Origin of the sequence: Escherichia sp. WS1152 (genome assembly GCF_046487665.1) — a bacterium.
Taxonomy (GTDB): domain Bacteria; phylum Pseudomonadota; class Gammaproteobacteria; order Enterobacterales; family Enterobacteriaceae; genus Escherichia; species Escherichia coli.
On record NZ_JBJQJA010000001.1, the window covers coordinates 631,194 to 649,592 of the forward strand.

The window sequence follows — 18,399 nt, forward strand, 5'->3', positions numbered from 1 at the left end:
TTATGGCTAAGTTACCGCGCCGGAAGTGCGCCAACAAGGAATGCCGCCAGTGGTTCAATCCAGTACGCGACACGCAGACCGTCTGCGGTTATGAGTGCGCCAGCGCCGTCGGGAAAGAGCAGACCAGAAAAGCCCGGGAGGCTGCACAACGCAAAGAGTCTGCCAAGCAGCGCGCCACTGAGAAGAAAGAACGTGCAGCCTGGCGCCAGCGAAAAGCTGCAGTTAAGCCGCTGAAGCACTGGATTGACCTGACGCAGCGTGCCGTAAATGACATTTGCCGCGAGACGGAGTTGGCGGAGGGGCGGGGCTGTATTTCCTGCGGAACTAAAACGGCGTTCGCCTGGCATGCTGGCCATTATCGGACTACGGCAGCCGCTGGGCATCTGCGCTTCACTCGCTTCAACATCCATCTTCAGTGTGATGTCTGCAACGTCTACAAATCCGGGAATATCGAAGCATACCGAGCCGCGCTGGTGGAACGTTATGGCGAAGAGCTGGTACTAGCGCTCGAGAACAATAACGCTCCGCATCGTTGGACTATTGAAGAACTGAAGGAAATCAGACTGACCGCGCTGGCTGACCTGCGCGCGCTGAAAAAGCAGGAGGCAGCATGACATTCGAATCCTATTTTGCCGATCACCTCCGCGTTCGTTGGCAACGATTGCGCTTATACCACTTTCCGGGCTCTGTGCTGACGGATTACCGAATACTGAAGAACTACATCAAAACCATAGGCGGTGCAGTATGAATACTCAATTTCTCGAATACGTGCGCCAGCAGTTGATGGTGGCCACCGCCGATTTAAGTGGTGCGACGAAAGGGCAGTTGATGGCGTGGCTTGAAAACGCGCAGTTCGATACGGGAACGTTTAAACGTAAAAAGCCTCGAGTGCTGGATGAAGTGACCGGGGAAATGATTACGCTGGATAACCCGCCAATACCGGGCAAGCAGTCGCATGCCAAGGGTTCGCATATTCCCCTGGTGCAGCCGGTTGAATACTCCAGCGCATCGTGGCGCCGCGCACTGATGTCACTCGAAGAACACCAGAAAGCGTGGCTGCTATGGAACTATAGCGAGAACGTGCGCTGGTGCTATCAGGTGGAAATCACTCAATGGGCGTGGGCAGAGTTCCGGGAGCAGCTCGGCGCGAAGAAGGTGGCCGGCAAAACGATGGAGCGCCTGAAGAAGCTTGTCTGGCTCGCGGCTCAGGACGTGAAAGCAGAGCTGGCAGGGCGTGAGACGTACGAATATCAGGCGCTGGCGTCGCTGGTTGGCGTAACGCCAAAAAACTGGTCAGAGACCTTTACTGACCGCTGGGTTGAGATGCGCAGCATCTTCCTGCGACTGGATAGCGGGGCTTTATTGCAGGTTACGCGATCACGTTCACAACAAAAGGCGACAAATTTAGACTCAAGTCTTGCAAAACTGGATTGAAACGCATATATTTCATGTAAATCTGATATCGTCGCCATAGCTTCGTAGGTCGACAAAGAATTAAGAGCCTCGCCATCGTGCGGGGCTTTTTTATTTGCGGTACGCAGCACACAGAACCCACTACCTGGGACCCTTCGGCCAGAGAGCCGACATTGCCTTACCCTCACATTGCCAGCCTGTCGCTGGCTTTTTTATTTGCGATGTCCGGTCGTTGTTTCCTGGCATCCTTCCACTCTACACAAACAGCACCCCGTTCCTTCGGAGGTGATATGGCAAAGCGTATGAATGACGACCACAAAATTGTAGGCCTGTCCTGGTTAGTCCTGCTCGGCATTGCATGCTGGGGCGGTTTAGTTCGCTACCTGATCGACGTAAAGCAGAATAAAGCGACATGGAGCTGGATAAACGCGCTGGCACAGATCGCTGTCTCCGGCTTTACCGGTTTGATTGGCGGGTTGATAAGCGTGGAGAGTGGGTTGAGTTTTCACATGATCCTTGTCACGTCCGGCATTAGCGGGGCGATGGGTTCAGTGGCTCTGACCTATTTCTGGGAACGCTTGACGGGGATGAAGAATGCAAACCAGTGATAAAGGCATTGCCCTGATCAAAGAGTTCGAAGGTTGCAAGCTCACTGCCTATCAGGACAGCGTCGGCGTTTGGACGATCGGTTATGGCTGGACTCAGCCCGTCGACGGGAAACCAATCCGTGCCGGGATGACAATTAAGCAGGAAACGGCAGAACGCCTGCTGAAGACAGGAATGGTCAGTTACGAAAGTGACGTGTCACGACTGGTTAAAGTTGGCCTGACTCAGGGGCAATTCGATGCCCTGGTGTCGTTCACGTATAACCTCGGTGCGCGGTCATTGTCGACATCGACTCTCCTGCGAAAACTCAACGCCGGAGATTACGCTGGTGCAGCCGATGAGTTCCTGCGCTGGAATAAAGCTGGTGGGAAGGTGCTGAATGGGCTGACACGTCGGCGGGAGGCAGAGCGAGCTCTGTTCCTGTCATGATTAGCGCACTGGTTAAGCGTTACTGGCTGCAGTTGCTGGTGCTGGCGTTAATCGGCGCACTGGCTTTCTTCGTGAACCACTACCGCGACAACGCCATCACTTACAGAGACCAGCGCGATAAGGCCACTGAGAAACTCCTCCTGGCGACCGCCACCATTAAAGACATGCAGACCCGCCAGCGTGATGTCGCTGCACTGGATGCCAAATACACCGGAGAACTGGCTGATGCGAAAGAAACCATTGAGCGTCTGCATAGCGATGTCATTGCTGGCCGTAAGCGGCTGCAGCTCAACGCAAACTGTCCCGCGAACGGAACGACCAGCACCGGCGGCCTGGGCGATGTTACCGGCCCCCGACTTACTGACTCCGCTGAACGGGATTATTTCACCCTCAGAGAGCGAATCGTCACAGTGACGAAACAGGTTGGATATTTGCAGGAATACATCAAAGAGCAGTGCTTAAATTGATGTTAAATTAACCTTTTACATACGGAGGGGTTATGCAAATAGATCAAGAATACCTTAAAGGTTTGCTCGAGGCTTTCGAGGCATCGGATTCACCTGATACCGATATTATTCGATTAAATGATTTAGGGTTCAATTGTGAAACTGACACATTTGTGTTTCATATGCGTTTGCTTGAGGATAGAGGGCTGATTATCAGGAGTGATGGAGAGCCCGGCTTTGGTGCTATTCAGTCTTTAGACGGAATGACTCACTGGGCTGTAATGCCCTTGCGATTGACCGCGATGGGGCATGACTTCTTGGATGCTCTCCGTAACAAAGAGGTTTGGGCAACATTAAAAACCGGATTCAAAGATGCCAGTATGGGCACGCTGATGACAGTTTCGAAGGAGCTGTTTAACCGAGCTCTAGCTAAGCAACTTGATAAAATGTTCGACTAACCGCCTACGGGCGGTTTTTTATTGTCAACTTTATGAGCAAACTGATCTTAATTACTGTAACTAGGTGGTCAATGATATGGCAACGCTTAAGGACCTTTCCAGTCAGTTAAGACAGCTGCAGAAGCAAATACCGTTTGCGACTGCCCAGGCTATGACTAAAGTGGTTCGCCAGATAGAAGCGGCCCAAAAAACAGCATTTGAGCGGAATCTGGATAATCCAACACCTTTTACAGTTAAATCGGTTGGGTCAGTTGGTGCCAGGAAAAACAGCCTTCGTGCGAAGGTGTTTGTTCGTGATACTGCTGCTGGTTACCTTGAACCCTTCGAGTTCGGCGGAGAGCACAAGCTTAATGGTAGTGCTTTGCTTAACCCGAAAGACATAAAGCTTAATAAATACGGCAACCTGCCGCGTAATAAGCTCTCTCAGCTCAAAGCAAAGGAAAATGTATTCGTAGGTGAGGTGGATGGCGTTAACGCTGTCTGGCAGCGTAAGAAACCGATGAAAGCTAAGAAGCGACGGGCCAAGCGCTCCGCTAATGGGACGCGAAGACCGAAACGCAAACAGCGTTCTCCAAAGCTTTTGATCCGGTTTGGTGATGCGCTACCTGTGACTCCAGTGCTGGGGTATATGGATAGGTCCCATACCATGGCGAACGCACTGCTACCGTCTGCTTTAAATCAGGCGATAGCAGAAGCCATCAGGACGGCAAAATAAAAGCAGTAACTTATAAGCTAATTTCGCAAGCTTTTATGAAGCTGTTTACTGCAGTTGTCGATCCAGAAACATTGGCTGACATGGAATGCTGGTTTCCGCCATCCTTTGTTTGCACACCAACTAACACTTTGGATTTCGCCCCCTGAAGCTGCTTAAGCACTGTTTTTAGTTGGTCCGCGTCATCCGATTGAATCTGGAGGCTCTGAACATTACGTCTTGAAAGGGTAGCATCGAGCTTCACTGCGGTATTCCCGTCGACCTTCATTATCAGGTCCATTGGTACCTCTGATAGTGATTCGGTGCTTTTATCCATTTCAACGTATGCCGCCGATAGCTTTTCTTTAGTGCAGTCAAACACAATGGCGCCATTGTCGGATGAAACCTCGCCAAGCATCATTGCTTTCTTACCACCAGAGAAAAGGTCATCTTCAGTATTAGTTACCCACTGGGCATGAGCAATTGGTGATGCCAGCACTGCGGCTACGAAAGTTATTTTGATTATATTGTTACCCATTACATTCTCCTTGTATTGAATAGGAATAATCATAGTCGGAGCGAATGGTCGAAGCCATTAAAAAATGGGTCCTTCCTGAGACTTTTGTAAGGTACGGGCATTGCGCGCCGCGGTGTTTTCCTAGCTACAACTTTCAGATTTGTGTCCCATGTCCCACCTCTGGCGATCATTACGGACACCTCGCCAGCTCTGGCTATTCCAGTTTATTCCAGTGGGACATTCTGGTGGGACATGGCAAAAATGTCCCAGGCGAATGTCCCACCCCAGAAAATGTCCCAGGTGATGTCCCATGACCACGATGAACCAGAGTCAGTACGCACAACATTCAGGTGTGGATCGCAAAACAATTGGTCGGTGGATTAAAGCCGGGCGCTTCATTGTGATGGACGGAGACCTGATTGACGTAGAGGCCAGCGATGCGGCATTGAAGAAAAACCGCGATGGCAAAGACCCGCGCGCCTCGAACGCGAAGAAAAAGAAAACTCCCGTCGTTAGCGATAACGATGATGACGGTGATGAAATCAATAAAACTGTCCGCCAGATAATGCTCACTGAAGGGGCAGATCTTTCGAGAGAGGAAGCGGGACGTATCCGCGAGAATTACATGGCCCTGCAGGCAAAGCTGCAGTATGAAAAAGACAGCGGCCAGCTTATTGAGCTGACAGCAGCCGAGGAGGTTTTATTCAACGCCTTTCGCCAACAGCGTGATGCCTGGCTTAACTGGCCGTCCAGGGTGGCGCCGCTAATGGCTGCTGATCTGGATGTACCGGCGGACAGGATGACAGAGGTGCTGATTGAACATGTCCACAAACACATCTCAGTCCTCGGAGAGCCAGAGTTTAACCCGGCAGAAGATTGAGCGTCTTGAATTAAGCGTCCGCAAAGGCTGGACACCCCCGCCGCGTATCAGTGTGCCGCAGTGGGCAGATGACTATCGTAAGCTGGCAAAAGAGGCTGGGAGCACTTCGGGAAACTGGGAAACATCGACGGTAGAAATTGCCCGCGGACCGATGCTTGCCGCGACGGAGTCCGGGGTTCATATCATCACTGTAATGTGCTGTACCCAGTTGATGAAGACAGCACTGCTGGAAAACCTTTTTGGCTATTTTGCCCACCTCGATCCTTGTCCGATACTGCTGCTGCAGCCGAAAGAAGAAGCCGCTGAACAGTTTTCGAAAGAGCGTATTAGCCCGCTGGTAAGGGTGACGCCGGTACTGCGTAAAATCATCGGTGATTCGAAACAGAAAAGCTCGAAAGAAACCATTCTTTACAAGGCATTCACTGGCGGATTTCTGGCGCTGGCGGGTGCTGGTAGCCCTGATAACCTTGCGCGTCGTCCGATTCGTGTCCTGCTGGCGGATGAAGTGGACAAGTACCCGATAACCCGCGAAGGCGATCCAATTGCGCTGGCCGAAGAGCGTACAGCGACATTTGGCCTGACCTGGCTGTCTGTACGCGCCTGTTCGCCGACGGTGGAGGATGAGAGCCGCATTGCTGACAGCTACGCCGACTCCGATCAGCGCCGGGCATCTGTGGTTTGCCCGCACTGTGGCCACCGCCAGTTCCCCGACTTTTTCAAACACGTTCAGTGGCCGAAAGAGGGAGATAAACACCTGACTAAATCGGCGATGCTCTATTGCGAATGCTGTGGTAGTGGCTGGTCCGAAGGACAGCGCCTCAGAACTCTGCACACTATTCGATGGCATCAGACGCGCCCATTTGAGTGCTGCGGGGAGCGGCACTCACCGCTGATGGATTATGACCTTGCCTGGCGGGCGGCAGACGAGGGCAGCGTTGAAAAGGTCTGGCAATGGTCAGAGTCGGAACGGCATGCGGTCTATCGCGCAATCTGCCCCTCCTGTGGAAAGGAGGCAGTCGATAACCACCACGCGGGGTACCAGGCATCCAAGCTTTTCAGCCCCTGGCAAAAAGATAAGCCGTCGGATATTGCGAAAAAATATATCGATGCGAAGGGCGATCCGGATAAGGAACAGGCGTGGTGGAATACCCAGATGGGGCTTCCGCACCGACCTAATCATGGGAAACAGCTCCCTGTTGATGTTCTGCTGGCGCGCCGGGAAATATTTCCGGCCGTCGTTCCGGACGGGGTGGCATTGTTAACAGCTGGAGTTGATACCCAGGACGATCGCTTCGAAATTACGATCACCGGCTGGGGGAGAGATGAAGAATCGTGGTCGGTCGCGCATGACGTTATTTATGGTGACCTTGAGACGGAAGAACCCTGGAAGCGACTGGATGCATACCTGAAACAGATCTGGCGACGTGGTGACGGGCGCGGCCTGAATATCATGGCAACGTGCATGGACTCCGGCGGCCACCATACGCAGAAGGTATACGAATTCGCCAAAGAGCGTCTTGGCCGTCGTGTCTGGGCAATTAAGGGGGAGTCTGCACAGGGAGGCAAACGCAATCCTGTCTGGCCGACCAAACGACCATCATCGAAAAGCAAAGCCAGTTTCCGCCCTGTCATTCTGGGGGTTAACTCAGCGAAAGACGTGATACGCGGTCGCCTGCATCTTGAGCCACCCAAACCTGGCGCCGCCGCTGCGGGTTATATGCATTTTCCTGACGATCGCGATCTCGGGTACTTCAATCAGCTGCTGGCGGAGCGACTGGTTTACAAAGTCATTTCCGGGCAGCGGTACAGTATCTGGGAAGCAATACCAGGACGAGCTAACGAAGCGCTTGACTGCCTCGTTTACAGCTATGCCGCGCTGTGCGGTCTCAAACATATGGGGTTAAAACTCAACGTCCGGGCCGCCAACCTCGAAGCCGATCCGGATAAGTTCCTGCCAGCGCCAGTTGGACAGGAAGAAAAAATCAATTACGAGCTGCCGGGTGCGGTTATTGAAGAACCAGCGCCGGTCAAACGTAAGCGAATATCGCAACTCCTGCCGAAATAAGGAAAATCATGTTCAACCGGAACACCAGCCTGCTTGCCGGCGCAATGACTGACGATCAGCTCAGGGATGCGCTTGCGAAAGCTCAGCAGGCGTACATTGATTTAGCAACCGGGAGCCACGGTGTTTCGTTTTCCTATACGCAGGGAGACGGGACGCGATCAGTGTCCTATCAGCAAAGCACCCTGGCTGATCTGCTGGCCCTGATTCAACTTCTGCAGGCGCAACTGGGGATTATCTCTCGTCCCCGGAAACCAGCGAGGTTTAGATTCTGATGAATAAAGTACAGATACTGGGCTCTGATGGGCAGCCGTTGCGACAGCAGCGTCCCTCTATGCTGGTGGGGGGGAGCCGCGTACCTTATGACGCAGCTGACTCTTTCAGCGATCAACTGGCGAACTGGCAACCCGCGCTGTGGTCCCCGGACAATGAAATTAACATTTACCGGGATCGCATCGTGTCCCGCGCACGCGATCTGGTCCGTAATGACGGCTGGGCAAACGGTGCGGTCACACGTCTGCTGGATAATGCGGTTGGTGCCAACTTCCGCCCCATCATGAAACCCGATTACCGTGTTCTCAGAATGATCACCGGAAACAAGGCGTTTGATGCGTCCTGGGCGGAAGAGTACGGAAAAGCACTGGACGGGCACTGGCGGACCTGGAGTAACGATCCTGGCCGGTATTGTGATGTTGAACGAAAACTCACCGTGTCGCAGATGTTGCGCCTGGGATTTCGTCACAAGCTTATTGACGGGGATGCTCTGGCCATTCTCCAGTACAGAACTGACAGGCTTGGTCCCGGAAGAGGGCGTTACGCCACCACGGTACAGATTGTCGATCCTGACCGCCTCAGTAATCCTCAGCAGAATTTCGATATGCCAAATGTCCGTGGTGGCGTTGAAATTGATGCGGACGGTGCGCCGGTTGCTTACCACATCAGGGAGGCCCATATCGGTGACTGGTGGAGCGGGGCTAAAACCATGACGTGGCAGCGTATCCCGCGTGAAACTGACTGGGGCCGCCCGCATGTGGTTCACGATTTTGATCATGAGCGTGGCGCGCAGCACCGCGGTAACGGCATCCTGACTCCGGTTATTCAGCGTCTGAAAATGCTGGTGAAGTATGACCAGAGTGAGCTTGAGGCAGCAATTCTTAATGCCATATTCGCCGCTTACATTGAGTCACCCTATGACCCTGCGATGGTTCAGTCTGCCCTGGGCGAGACCTATGACGAGTCGGAGTTAGGCACTTATCAGGACGGGCGTGTTGAGTTCCATAACGATCGGCGTCTGACACTTCAGAATGGTGCCCGAATGCCCATTCTTTATCCTGGTGAGAAAATCACGACGGTTAACGCGGCGCGGCCCTACAGCAATTTTGAAGTCTTCGAATCTGCTGTTCTCCGTAATTTTTCTTCAGGAACAGGGTTGTCCCCACAGCAGGTCACCCAGGACTGGTCTGACGTTAACTACAGTTCTGCACGCTCCTCGTTGCTGGAGGCATGGAAAACACTGACTCGCCGCCGGGACGATTTTTCTACCGGCTTCGCTCAGCCCATTCTCACCGCCTTTGTTGAAGAAGTTCACGACAATGAGGATTTACCCCTGCCCGCAGGCGCACCTGATTTTGTTGACGCCAGAGCCGCGTATTCTCGCGCGCGCTGGATGGGGCCAGGGCGCGGCTGGGTGGATCCGGTTGCAGAGAAAAAAGGCGCCATTCTTGGTCTGGATGCCGGACTTTCCACCCTCGAGATTGAGGTGGGTGAAAACGTCGGTGAAGACTGGGAAGAAGTGCTTGATCAGCGCCAGAGAGAAATTGAGTCATGTCTTAAACGCGGATTACCGCTTCCGAGCTGGGCACAGGCTGACCAGTTTGCGAGCCAGACCATTACCGATCCGGAGGAAAAGTGAATCTACCCCATCTGGCCCAGCGATTATTTAACACCCCGCTGGCGCTGCACCCGAGTAAAGCCGAAGTCATCATGGCATCCGTAATGGACCGATTTGGTATCAGTAAAATCGAATCTTCTCTTGCCATGGAGGATGACTGGTACGGATATGACGATAACCGGGGACGTGAATCCCGTAGTGATCCGGGTTATGACAATGTGCTGGGTGTCGCCGTCATCCCGATATGCGGAACGCTGGTGCAAAAACTGGGCAGTCTGCGTCCGTACAGTGGAATGACAGGGTATGACGGCATTCGTCAGGCGTTTCTTACTGCGATGGAAGATCCCGACATTTCGGGCATTTGCCTGGATATCGACTCACCCGGCGGCGAGGTCGCTGGATGCTTCGATCTGGTTGATGTCATTTACGGCTCCCGGGGGAAAAAGCCTATCCATGCCATTCTGACGGAAAGCGCTTATTCCGCTGCGTATGCCATTGCCAGTGCAGCGGACCGGATTTCTGTTCCGCGCACCGGCGGAGTGGGTTCTGTGGGTGTGATCACCATGCACCTTGACTGGACGCAGCGGATTAAAGATGACGGTCTTAAAGTTACGATCATCACCTATGGATCCCGCAAGGCTGAAGGTTCGCCGCTGAGAGAGTTGTCAGATGAAGCGCTGGCCGCCATCCAGCAGGACATTAACACCATGGGCGAATTGTTTGTGAACACTGTTGCCAGAAACCGGGGGATTAGCGCAAAGGTTATAAAAAGTACCCAGGCCGCCTGTTTTATGGCTGCTGATGGCGTTGAGATTGGACTGGCTGATGAGGTGTGTCCTCCTGACGCTGCGTTCAAAAACTTACTTGAAAAAACAGGAGCCTGAAATGGCAAAGAAAAAGACGTTTAGTTTTGCTCACCTCATTGGTCTTGGCCCTTCCGCTTCTGAGGAAGAAGAGGATAAAAAAGCCAAAAAAGCGAAAGCCCGTCGCGCGGAAGAGGACGAGCGCGAAGATGATGCCGATGATGATGAGCGCGACGACGACGCGGAAGAAGACGAACGCGACGATGATGCTGAAGATGACGGCGATGATCCGGATGCGTCAGAAGATGATGATTCTGAAGACGACGGCGACGACGATCGCAAAGAGAGTAAGGCGGTAAAAAATGCACGCGCTGCTGAGCGTAAACGCTGCGCCCGTATTTTCGGCAGTAAGCATGCAGCTGCGAATCCTTCACTGGCCGCGTCACTGGCTTTCAATACCGGGATGAGTTCTGCGGCAGCAATTAATGTCCTAGCCTCTTCGGCTCCGGCCGCAGCCGCATCTAAGCCATCCCGTAAACGCTCTCTCGATCAGCGTATGCAGGAAAGCCACCAGGTCCGGCTTAATCCGGATAGCGGACAGAAAGAGACCGGAAAGTCTGCGCTGGTAAGTAAAATGACCGGCCTCTACAACTCCACAAGAGGAGAGAAATAATGGATCAGTTTGGTCAGAATGCGTTTGCGCCTGGCATGAAGAGCGCGCTGTTTGTTCCGGATCAGCTTGTCGCTGGCACGCTCCAGCTGGTGACTGACACCGGGATCATTACGGGCGGTGCCTTTAAGCGTGGTACTGTCCTGGGCCTGGTGGCTGCCAGCGGGAAATACACGCAATGTGTGAAAACGGCTGAAGATGGCAGTCAGTTACCCGTTGCTATTCTGGTTGATGATGTTGATGCATCGTCTTCCGATCAGAACGGCGGCCTGTATCTGATGGGGGAATTCAACCAGCACCGAATTATTTTTGATAACTCCTGGACGATCGCTGACCTGAAAAAAGCGCTCCGACCGCTGGCTATCTTCCTGAAAGACAGTGACCAGGCACCTGTAACCACCTCCTGATTTCCCCCACGGCTCTCCTGACGAATGCTTTAACCGGCAGGGGCTGGCTCGTTTAAATTTTTTGCCAGCTGCGGCTGGCACTATCAAGAGACTGAATATGGAAAATATTTTTGATACCAGCGTGCTGGTGCAGGTTGTTCCTAACCTGAAAACCAGTCAGAACTGGCTGCTCGATCGCTTCTTCCCGAATGTCGTGACTTACGAGACTGAAGAAGTGGCGATTGATGTTGATGTCGGCCTGCGTCGTATGGCGCCGTTCGTCTCCCCGCTGGTGGAAGGTAAGCTGGTCGAGTCCCGTAAATACCAGACCAATACGTTCAAACCAGCTTATATCAAAGATAAGCGCGCGCCGGATCTGCGTAAACCGATTCGTCGCCAGATTGGTGAGCGTATTGGCGGTGAATATACCGCCGCAGAACGCGAAATGTTGAATCTGCAGTTTGAGATGACCGATCAGATTGACATGATCAACCGTCGTCTTGAGTGGATGGCGGCCAGCGCGCTGGTGTCCGGTACCGTCACGGTTGCCGGGGAAGGCTATGAAACCAAAGTAGTGGATTTCGGGCGCTCTCCGGATTTGACTATCACTCTGAGTGGTTCAGATAAGTGGCCGCTGACGGTTGCCGCGGGTGCCACTAATACCCAGCCCTCTGATGATATTGAAATCTGGCAGACGCTTTTCCTGAAAGAATCCGGTTCCGTCGCGACGGATCTGGTGTTCACAAGCAAGTCATGGCGTGCTTTCCGACTGGACACCACCATCAAAGATAACGCCATCACGTTCCCGGCGCTGAGCCCGTTTGGTAACCAGATTAACGCTGGCCCACAGGCGATGAAGGGCGCTATTTATAAAGGACGCTGGGGTAACTTTGACCTCTGGTTATATAACGACTGGTTTATTGACCCACTTGATAATGTCGAGAAGCCGATGATCCCCGACGGCGCCGTTATTATGTCTGGCGCTGATCTGATGGGTACCCGCGCTTTTGGCGTTATCCTGGACCCGGCATTTAACTACGGTCCCCTGGCCTATGCGCCAAAATCCTGGGTGAAAGAAGATCCGGCCCAGCGTCTTATCCTGATGCAATCCTCTCCGCTGGTTATTCCGAGCCGGGTAAATGCATCCCTTTGTGCAACGGTGGTCTGATATGGCTAAAACAACCAAAACTGTACTGGGCGATGATCTGAATGCGGAAGGCGCCACCGAAGACGCCCTGAATATCGACGACCTGAATGCTGGTGGCAGCGTTCATGAGACCCAACAGCATGACGATAAACACGGCGAACCATCAGATGATGAGGATACCGCTGAAGAAGATGACCAGGAAGATGCCCCGGAGCCTGAGTTTGTGGTGCTGAAAGGGAATTGCATCCGCCATGACGGTGAGGTCTATCGGGAAAACTCCCTTATTCCGGTCTCCGGTAAGGATGCCGAGCGTCTGCTGGCAGCAGGTGTAATTGCCGATGTCCATGCTCTGCGACAGCGTGCATTATCTGCTGTGCGTGGTGTGAAAATCACAACGGAGTAAGCAGATGGGCGTGGACTGGGATTTACATCTTCTGAGTCCGCTCCATGGCGTGTTTGGCGATGAGCATGAGTACCGTCCCCGCAACGGTACTCCTTTTACGATTAACGGTATTTTTGACCGTGGCTATGCGCAGATTGCAGAAAATCTTGATGGTGAATCAGAAATTAACACCTCCAGCCCGATGCTGGGTGTGCGTGATGCTGAATTTCGTCAATTGGGTAAACCGCAGCCTGCCGTATCTGACCGTGTGTTTATTAAAACGGTCGGGGGTCAGGTCATCAATCAGTTATTTGTTGTGTCCAACGTCGAACCGGACAGCCATGGCGGCTCGCGTCTCGTTCTCAATGTAGCGAAAACCCGATGAATGCTTCCGCAATACGACAAATGGTCGTGGCCGCGCTGAAAGATAAAACCGCCGCCGGCGATCGTGTGTATTCCCCGCGTGACTGGGCAACTTCGCCGGACTTGTACCCTGCATTGCTTGTTCAGACGCCATTTGATCACAAAAAGGCGCAGGGGCGAAATACCCCGGCCTTCACCTCTCTGACCACCGTTCGTATTACCGGCCGGGTTCAGGAGTATGACAGTGAAACCACTGATGATGGCGCCATGCGCGCGGAGGTTGCACTGGAGGAGCTCCGGGAACAGGTGGAAAGGGCGGTGATTAACAGCTACGAGTTGACCCGGAACATCCAGAAATATGCGGAGGTTCGCTCGACGATTGATGTTGATGCGGATGGCGAAGCGCATATGGGCCAGCTGCTTATCGAAATTGATATTGAGCACTATCAGGGACCGGAAGACTTTTATCCGATCGATACGGTACCGCTGGCGGGGATCGACATCACCATCAACATGCCGGACGGTACGCCGCAGCCGGGCGTAAAAATAGACCTTCAGGAGTAATCATGTTTGTAAAACCGAAGGACGGGATCAGCGTTCGCTGCCCTGTCAGGGGCATCCCATTGCCTAAAGAGGGTGCTGAAGTACCTGACAATATTTTCTGGCGTCGCCGTCTGAGTGATGGGGACGTGATCCTCTCTAAAAAGGATGAGGGCGCGCCAGAGAAACAATCATTACCTAAAAAAGCGGGAGAAAATGAATGACCGTACCTTTCGCTCGTGTTCCCGATAACCTGCGGGTAGGGCTTTTCTTCGTTGAGTTTGATAACTCAATGGCGAATAACGCCACTGCCACGCAGCGCACCCTGCTTATCGGTGGGATGCTCAGTACCGGCTCAACCCCCCCTGGTATTCCGCAGCGAGTTTCCTCTTCGGATACCGTCGGTGAGCTGACAGGAAAAGGGGGAATTCTGCAGGCCATGATGGCGGCGTATCAGAAAAATGATACCGCAGCCGAAGTCTGGATCCTGCCGCTGGAGGAAGACTCCGATTCCATGGTGGCTGCAACCGGCACCATTAAAGTGAGCAGCGCACCGACGGCAACCGGAGTGATCTCCCTTTATATTGCTGGTGAGCGCATTCAGTTGACCGTTGTAGCAACAGATACGGTGGCAGCGATCGCCACCTCTCTGGCCGCGGCGATTAACGCAAAAACCACGCTACCTGTAACCGCCAGTGCGACTACGGATACCGTAACCCTGACCGCGAAGAATCTTGGTGCTACGGGTAATGGGATCGACATTCGCCTGAACTTCCTCGGCTTACCTGGAGGCGAGTCCACACCTGCAGGCCTGGAACTGACGATTACTGCTATGTCTAACGGAGTCGGGGCTCCGGATATTACCGGCGCGCTGGCAAACCTGCAGGATCGGACATTCGATTTCATCATCAACCCTTACGACGATACAACCTCGTTGAATGTGATGAAGGAGTTCCTGTCAGACACTGGCGGTCGCTGGGCATGGGACAAGCAGCTTTATGGCCATTCCTTTGGTACCACCACCGGGACTTACGCCCAGCTCGGTACCAAAGGTGAGCTGCGCAATAACCAGCATGAGACCCTGCTGGGCGTAAATAAATCGCCGTCCCCTTCCTGGGCATGGTCTGCAGCTTACACCGGCGCAGCTGCGGTGAGTCTGCGTAATGACCCCGGCCGCCCGCTACAGTCGCTCGCTGTTCAGGGGGTGCTTGCGCCAGAACTGCAGGATCGCTTTGAGCTGACCGAGCGTAACAATCTGCTGTACAGCGGCATTTCGACATTTACGGTCGATGACGATGGCACGGTGCGCATTGAAAACCTGATCACCACCTACCAGAAAAACAGCTATGGCGATGCAGATGACAGTTATCTGGAAGTGGAGACGCTGTTCAGCCTGATGTTTGTGACCCGCTACCTGCGCACAGCGGTGACCAGCAAGTTTGGCCGTATGAAGCTTGCTGCGGATGGAACCCGATTTGCACCTGGCGCGGCGATCGTCACGCCAAACATTATCAAGGCCGATCAGATTGCCGAGTACCAGACTCTGGTATGGAACGGTTATGCGCAGGATGCGGAGGCATTCGCAAAAAATATCATCGTCGAGCAGAACGCCAAAAATCCGAACCGCGTCGATGTGCTGTGGCCGGGAACCCTCATGAACCAGTTGCGCATTTTCGCGCTGCTCAATCAGTTCCGCACTCGGGCTGAATCAACAGGAGCTTAAACGATGGCAGGTGATACTACTAACCGCCTGGCGGGAACCGCCTATGTCACTGTTAACGGTGTGACGGTAATGGTGGAGGGCTCGTTTAAATACCAGGCTGCCACCGTAAACCGTACCACCCTGACAGGGATGGATGGTGTGCACGGATATAAGGAAAAACCTGTGGCGCCATACATTTCTGCCCGACTGCGTGACAGTGGCGGAACGAATGTGCAGGGCTTTAACCAGCAGACGAACGTCAACGTGATCGCCGAGCTGGCTAACGGGAAAACTATCATTGGCCGTTCACTCTGGACGGTCAACGTCCAGGAAGTGGAAAGCGAAGATGCAGTATTTGATGTTCGCTGGGAAGGCCGCGACGTAACGGAGAACTAAGATGGCTGAGATTGAACGCGTTAAAACCATTCCATTAACCGTAGCGCTGGATGATGCTGCGGAGAAGACCACTTATACGCAGCTGGAGCTGAAAGCACCCACGCTAAGCCAGGCTGAGCAGTTTTACGAGAAACAGGCTGCGTCAACGTCGCTCGCGGCGATGCGCCTGCTTATTGCGCTGGTTTCCGGTACGCGTGAAAGCGTACTGCAGCCGATGGATTTTCTCGACTTCCGTAAGTGTGAGGAGTATCTGCTCAGTTTTTTGACCTGGAAGCCCTGACAACCTGGCAGGAAATGGCCGCTGACGTCACCTTCTATTTCCGCTGGTCTGAGGACAGGGCGTGGGGAATGACCCGCGCCCGGCTGAAATGGTGGGTGGCGCAGGCATCCCGGATAAACAAGCTTAGGAAACCTGAAGACGATGAGTAATTCTTTTGATTTTGAGCTGGTGGCCAGCGACCAGGTTAGCGAGGCTATAGACCGCATTAATGAGGCTGTCCGTGACCTGGAGCCGAAGCTAGATAAAACTAAAGAAGGGCTCAAGTTAGGCGGTCAGGAAACAGCCGACGGACTGAGCGGTTTTATTTCTCGCCTCGAGAATATGTCGAAGAGCGCGCGGGATAACGTGCAGTTTATTGGCGACATGGTTCCCCCACTGAAAATGGTGGGGGAGCTCACGGGGAAGATGGGGGCGCTGGGGTTAGCCGGTGCTGCCGGCTACGGACTGAAACAGGTCGCTTATGGATTTCGGGAGGCATCCCGTCAGGCCTATAATCTTGATGTCTCGGCAAAAAATGCGGGAATGCGCGTTGACGATTTTACCCGACTTTCCGGGGCAATGCGTATTCTTGGGGCAGACAGCGAGAGCGCTAATGCATCAATAGAAGGTATTTTCAAAGCATTCAATGAGGCTGCCAGTGGTAAAAACGAGGGGGTTATGGCAGCGATGGCGCAAATTGGTGCTCAAATCCAAAAAAACAGCGATGGTTCAGTAAATACCCTTAAAACACTGGAGTCTATCGCAAAAATTTTTCCAACCTTGCGACCTGAACAGCAGAAGTCCGCCGCTGATGCACTTGGGCTGACGCCCGAATTGCTGGCGCTAATGCGTGACGGTGAGCGCATGAAAAAGCTGCTGGCGAAATCGGATGAATTTGGTCTGACTGTGGATCCGGCACTAAATCAGCAATTGAGTGAAGTGAACGGCACTATGAATGAGCTCAGCGCATCCTGGGATGGTCTGTGGCAACGTTCAAAAAACAAGGCACTTAAGACCATTCTTTCGGATGGTTCAGTCAAAGACGGCCTTGAAGGTGTTACCGATCTGTTCACTAATGGTGATTTTACTGGGCTGTCTCATGCTCTCGGTTTTATCAACAGCAATGATGCTGAGAAACTACGGCGCATTCAGAACGATAAGGAACTTTATAACAGCTTACCCCGCAGTGAACGTGGGCAGGTTGACGCGGGTTTCATGACTGATGCTGTAAGAAAGCGGTACGATGCGAATTACCGCGCGACCGATTCTGCGATTCAATTGCAGAATGACTTATCCGCTATCAGCCAGCCACAATCCAACGTTGCACGCGGCAATGTTCCTTACGGGGAAACAAGGAATAACGCAATTGGCTTCAGAAATAATAATCCCGGTAATTTGAGGGCTGCAGCAAACGCAACGGGTAAAAATGGCGGATTTTCTACCTTTGCGAATGATGCCGACGGAAGAGCTGCAATGGCGAGACAGCTGATGTTGTATGGTGACAGGGGGAATAATACTCTGGATGGGATTATTCATACCTATGCTCCGCAATCAGAGAATAATACTCGTGCATATATTGATTCCGTATCAAAAAGTACTGGGTTTGGAGCGCAGCAGCGTATTAATCTCCACGATCCTGATGTGTTAAAAACACTGATGGCAGCAATGATTAAACATGAAAGCGGAGCACAGCCGTATACCGAAAATGAACTGAGCGATTCTGTCCGGACGGCCATCATTGACGATCGGTGGAAGGGTTTACGTAGCCCGGAAGTTCTGGCTCAACAGCGATATGATATTATCTCAGGTTCGCAAACTGGAAATCGTGACTCCAGCACTCTTAGTAACCCGAGTGATGAAACTGATATTCTCTCAGGCTCGCAGAACAGAAATCGGGAATCCATCATTCTGAGTGATACGGGTAAGAAAAGTGATGAAAGTGTACTCGGCGACAATCTGGCTAAGTCTCTTAAAGAGGCAATGTCAGAACAACCACTTAAGCTCGAAATCACAATGGTTAATGATAAGGGTGAGCGAAAAACCTATAATGCGGAAAATAATGGCAGAATAACAACGGCCATGAATTACTGATCACTGTCGTCATTTCGTTAAGGAAGAAGTTATGAATGAAAAAGTTTTTGGAGCAAAAGCCATTTAGACTCCAAAGGTTTTTGCGCTTGTTTACCTGGTAATTGGCATTTTCCTCGTTTTTTCTGTTGTCTCAATGAATTTCACGGCGATTACGATATCGGTGGTAAGTGCATTGCTTTTACGTGTGCTTTATGAGTTCCTAATGAACTCATTCAAGGCGACTGAGCATCTTTACAGGATCGCCGAATCTCTTGACCGTAATGGATC

Annotated in this window: 25 protein-coding genes; 24 read left to right on the top strand and 1 reads right to left on the bottom strand. The window is 52.6% G+C overall.

The features are described from left to right. The first annotated feature begins 2 nt into the window (after positions 1 to 2). The 8 genes from ACJHW7_RS03025 (at position 3) to ACJHW7_RS03060 (ending at position 4,067) form a co-directional block, all read left to right on the top strand. Positions 3 to 614: a recombination protein NinG gene (locus ACJHW7_RS03025; protein ID WP_016236997.1), complete on the top strand. Its 612-nt coding sequence runs from the start codon at positions 3 to 5 to the stop codon at positions 612 to 614. Next, a complete protein-coding gene (locus ACJHW7_RS03030) occupies positions 611 to 748 on the top strand; it encodes a YlcG family protein (protein WP_016156248.1) in 138 nt (45 codons plus the stop codon). Before ACJHW7_RS03025 ends, ACJHW7_RS03030 begins: the two co-directional genes overlap by 4 nt. Continuing rightward, positions 745 to 1,434, top strand: coding sequence for a bacteriophage antitermination protein Q (locus ACJHW7_RS03035; RefSeq protein WP_016236998.1), 690 nt, complete (start codon positions 745 to 747; stop codon positions 1,432 to 1,434). The genes ACJHW7_RS03030 and ACJHW7_RS03035 overlap by 4 nt, the downstream gene beginning before the upstream one ends. A 281-nt stretch (positions 1,435 to 1,715) precedes the next feature. Beyond that, positions 1,716 to 2,021 (top strand): phage holin family protein, encoded by a 306-nt coding sequence (locus ACJHW7_RS03040; protein WP_001472851.1) that lies wholly within the window; start codon positions 1,716 to 1,718, stop codon positions 2,019 to 2,021. After that, positions 2,008 to 2,448: a lysozyme gene (locus ACJHW7_RS03045; RefSeq protein WP_001194848.1), complete on the top strand. Its 441-nt coding sequence runs from the start codon at positions 2,008 to 2,010 to the stop codon at positions 2,446 to 2,448. Before ACJHW7_RS03040 ends, ACJHW7_RS03045 begins: the two co-directional genes overlap by 14 nt. Further along, complete coding sequence (locus ACJHW7_RS03050) at positions 2,445 to 2,915, top strand: lysis protein (RefSeq protein ID WP_016236999.1); 471 nt, start codon at positions 2,445 to 2,447, stop codon at positions 2,913 to 2,915. Before ACJHW7_RS03045 ends, ACJHW7_RS03050 begins: the two co-directional genes overlap by 4 nt. A 32-nt stretch (positions 2,916 to 2,947) precedes the next feature. Further along, the gene (locus ACJHW7_RS03055) at positions 2,948 to 3,352 is read left to right on the top strand and encodes a DUF2513 domain-containing protein (protein WP_001165319.1); all 405 of its coding nucleotides are present in this window, start codon (positions 2,948 to 2,950) and stop codon (positions 3,350 to 3,352) included. A 76-nt stretch (positions 3,353 to 3,428) separates the two neighbouring features. Beyond that, positions 3,429 to 4,067, top strand: coding sequence for a hypothetical protein (locus tag ACJHW7_RS03060; RefSeq protein ID WP_016237000.1), 639 nt, complete (start codon positions 3,429 to 3,431; stop codon positions 4,065 to 4,067). 10 nt (positions 4,068 to 4,077) lie between these two features. On the opposite strand, the gene ACJHW7_RS03065 is transcribed toward ACJHW7_RS03060, so the two are convergent. Next, positions 4,078 to 4,581, bottom strand: a complete 504-nt coding sequence (locus ACJHW7_RS03065) for a hypothetical protein (RefSeq protein WP_016237001.1) — start codon at positions 4,579 to 4,581, stop codon at positions 4,078 to 4,080. 289 nt (positions 4,582 to 4,870) lie between these two features. Here ACJHW7_RS03065 and ACJHW7_RS03070 point away from each other — a divergent pair, with 289 nt between their 5' ends. From ACJHW7_RS03070 to ACJHW7_RS03145, 16 genes are all read left to right on the top strand, one after another. Then, positions 4,871 to 5,440 carry a hypothetical protein gene (locus tag ACJHW7_RS03070; protein WP_000210383.1) on the top strand — a complete coding sequence of 190 codons (570 nt, stop codon included), beginning with the start codon at positions 4,871 to 4,873 and terminating at the stop codon, positions 5,438 to 5,440. After that, positions 5,382 to 7,505: a phage terminase large subunit family protein gene (locus ACJHW7_RS03075; protein WP_268557378.1), complete on the top strand. Its 2,124-nt coding sequence runs from the start codon at positions 5,382 to 5,384 to the stop codon at positions 7,503 to 7,505. The genes ACJHW7_RS03070 and ACJHW7_RS03075 overlap by 59 nt, the downstream gene beginning before the upstream one ends. An 8-nt stretch (positions 7,506 to 7,513) precedes the next feature. Then, positions 7,514 to 7,777, top strand: coding sequence for a gpW family head-tail joining protein (gpW, locus tag ACJHW7_RS03080; protein WP_000483309.1), 264 nt, complete (start codon positions 7,514 to 7,516; stop codon positions 7,775 to 7,777). Beyond that, positions 7,777 to 9,414 (top strand): phage portal protein, encoded by a 1,638-nt coding sequence (locus ACJHW7_RS03085; RefSeq protein ID WP_001045359.1) that lies wholly within the window; start codon positions 7,777 to 7,779, stop codon positions 9,412 to 9,414. Before gpW ends, ACJHW7_RS03085 begins: the two co-directional genes overlap by 1 nt. Continuing rightward, the gene (locus tag ACJHW7_RS03090) at positions 9,411 to 10,277 is read left to right on the top strand and encodes a S49 family peptidase (protein WP_001052909.1); all 867 of its coding nucleotides are present in this window, start codon (positions 9,411 to 9,413) and stop codon (positions 10,275 to 10,277) included. Before ACJHW7_RS03085 ends, ACJHW7_RS03090 begins: the two co-directional genes overlap by 4 nt. Before the next feature lies 1 nt (position 10,278). Next, positions 10,279 to 10,869 carry a hypothetical protein gene (locus ACJHW7_RS03095; protein ID WP_370554233.1) on the top strand — a complete coding sequence of 197 codons (591 nt, stop codon included), beginning with the start codon at positions 10,279 to 10,281 and terminating at the stop codon, positions 10,867 to 10,869. Then, positions 10,869 to 11,273, top strand: coding sequence for a head decoration protein (locus tag ACJHW7_RS03100; protein ID WP_174613345.1), 405 nt, complete (start codon positions 10,869 to 10,871; stop codon positions 11,271 to 11,273). Before ACJHW7_RS03095 ends, ACJHW7_RS03100 begins: the two co-directional genes overlap by 1 nt. A 97-nt stretch (positions 11,274 to 11,370) precedes the next feature. Continuing rightward, on the top strand, positions 11,371 to 12,420 hold the full coding sequence (locus tag ACJHW7_RS03105) for a major capsid protein (RefSeq protein WP_044076541.1): 1,050 nt from the start codon (positions 11,371 to 11,373) through the stop codon (positions 12,418 to 12,420). A 1-nt stretch (position 12,421) separates the two neighbouring features. After that, positions 12,422 to 12,802 carry a hypothetical protein gene (locus ACJHW7_RS03110; protein ID WP_065800238.1) on the top strand — a complete coding sequence of 127 codons (381 nt, stop codon included), beginning with the start codon at positions 12,422 to 12,424 and terminating at the stop codon, positions 12,800 to 12,802. A 4-nt stretch (positions 12,803 to 12,806) separates the two neighbouring features. After that, positions 12,807 to 13,166 carry a hypothetical protein gene (locus tag ACJHW7_RS03115; RefSeq protein ID WP_053290024.1) on the top strand — a complete coding sequence of 120 codons (360 nt, stop codon included), beginning with the start codon at positions 12,807 to 12,809 and terminating at the stop codon, positions 13,164 to 13,166. After that, the gene (locus ACJHW7_RS03120; RefSeq protein ID WP_040210568.1) at positions 13,163 to 13,708 is read left to right on the top strand and encodes a hypothetical protein; all 546 of its coding nucleotides are present in this window, start codon (positions 13,163 to 13,165) and stop codon (positions 13,706 to 13,708) included. Before ACJHW7_RS03115 ends, ACJHW7_RS03120 begins: the two co-directional genes overlap by 4 nt. 2 nt (positions 13,709 to 13,710) lie before the next feature. Beyond that, entirely contained in the window at positions 13,711 to 13,908 is a 198-nt protein-coding gene (locus ACJHW7_RS03125) for a DUF2635 domain-containing protein (protein WP_113078429.1), read from the top strand. Then, complete coding sequence (locus ACJHW7_RS03130) at positions 13,905 to 15,407, top strand: phage tail sheath subtilisin-like domain-containing protein (RefSeq protein ID WP_023157310.1); 1,503 nt, start codon at positions 13,905 to 13,907, stop codon at positions 15,405 to 15,407. The genes ACJHW7_RS03125 and ACJHW7_RS03130 overlap by 4 nt, the downstream gene beginning before the upstream one ends. 3 nt (positions 15,408 to 15,410) lie before the next feature. Beyond that, on the top strand, positions 15,411 to 15,782 hold the full coding sequence (locus ACJHW7_RS03135; RefSeq protein WP_000896638.1) for a phage tail tube protein: 372 nt from the start codon (positions 15,411 to 15,413) through the stop codon (positions 15,780 to 15,782). A gap of 1 nt (position 15,783) precedes the next feature. Then, positions 15,784 to 16,062 carry a phage tail assembly protein gene (locus tag ACJHW7_RS03140; protein ID WP_000807719.1) on the top strand — a complete coding sequence of 93 codons (279 nt, stop codon included), beginning with the start codon at positions 15,784 to 15,786 and terminating at the stop codon, positions 16,060 to 16,062. 141 nt (positions 16,063 to 16,203) lie between these two features. Further along, positions 16,204 to 18,132: a hypothetical protein gene (locus ACJHW7_RS03145; protein WP_001568796.1), complete on the top strand. Its 1,929-nt coding sequence runs from the start codon at positions 16,204 to 16,206 to the stop codon at positions 18,130 to 18,132. Positions 18,133 to 18,399 lie beyond the last annotated feature (267 nt).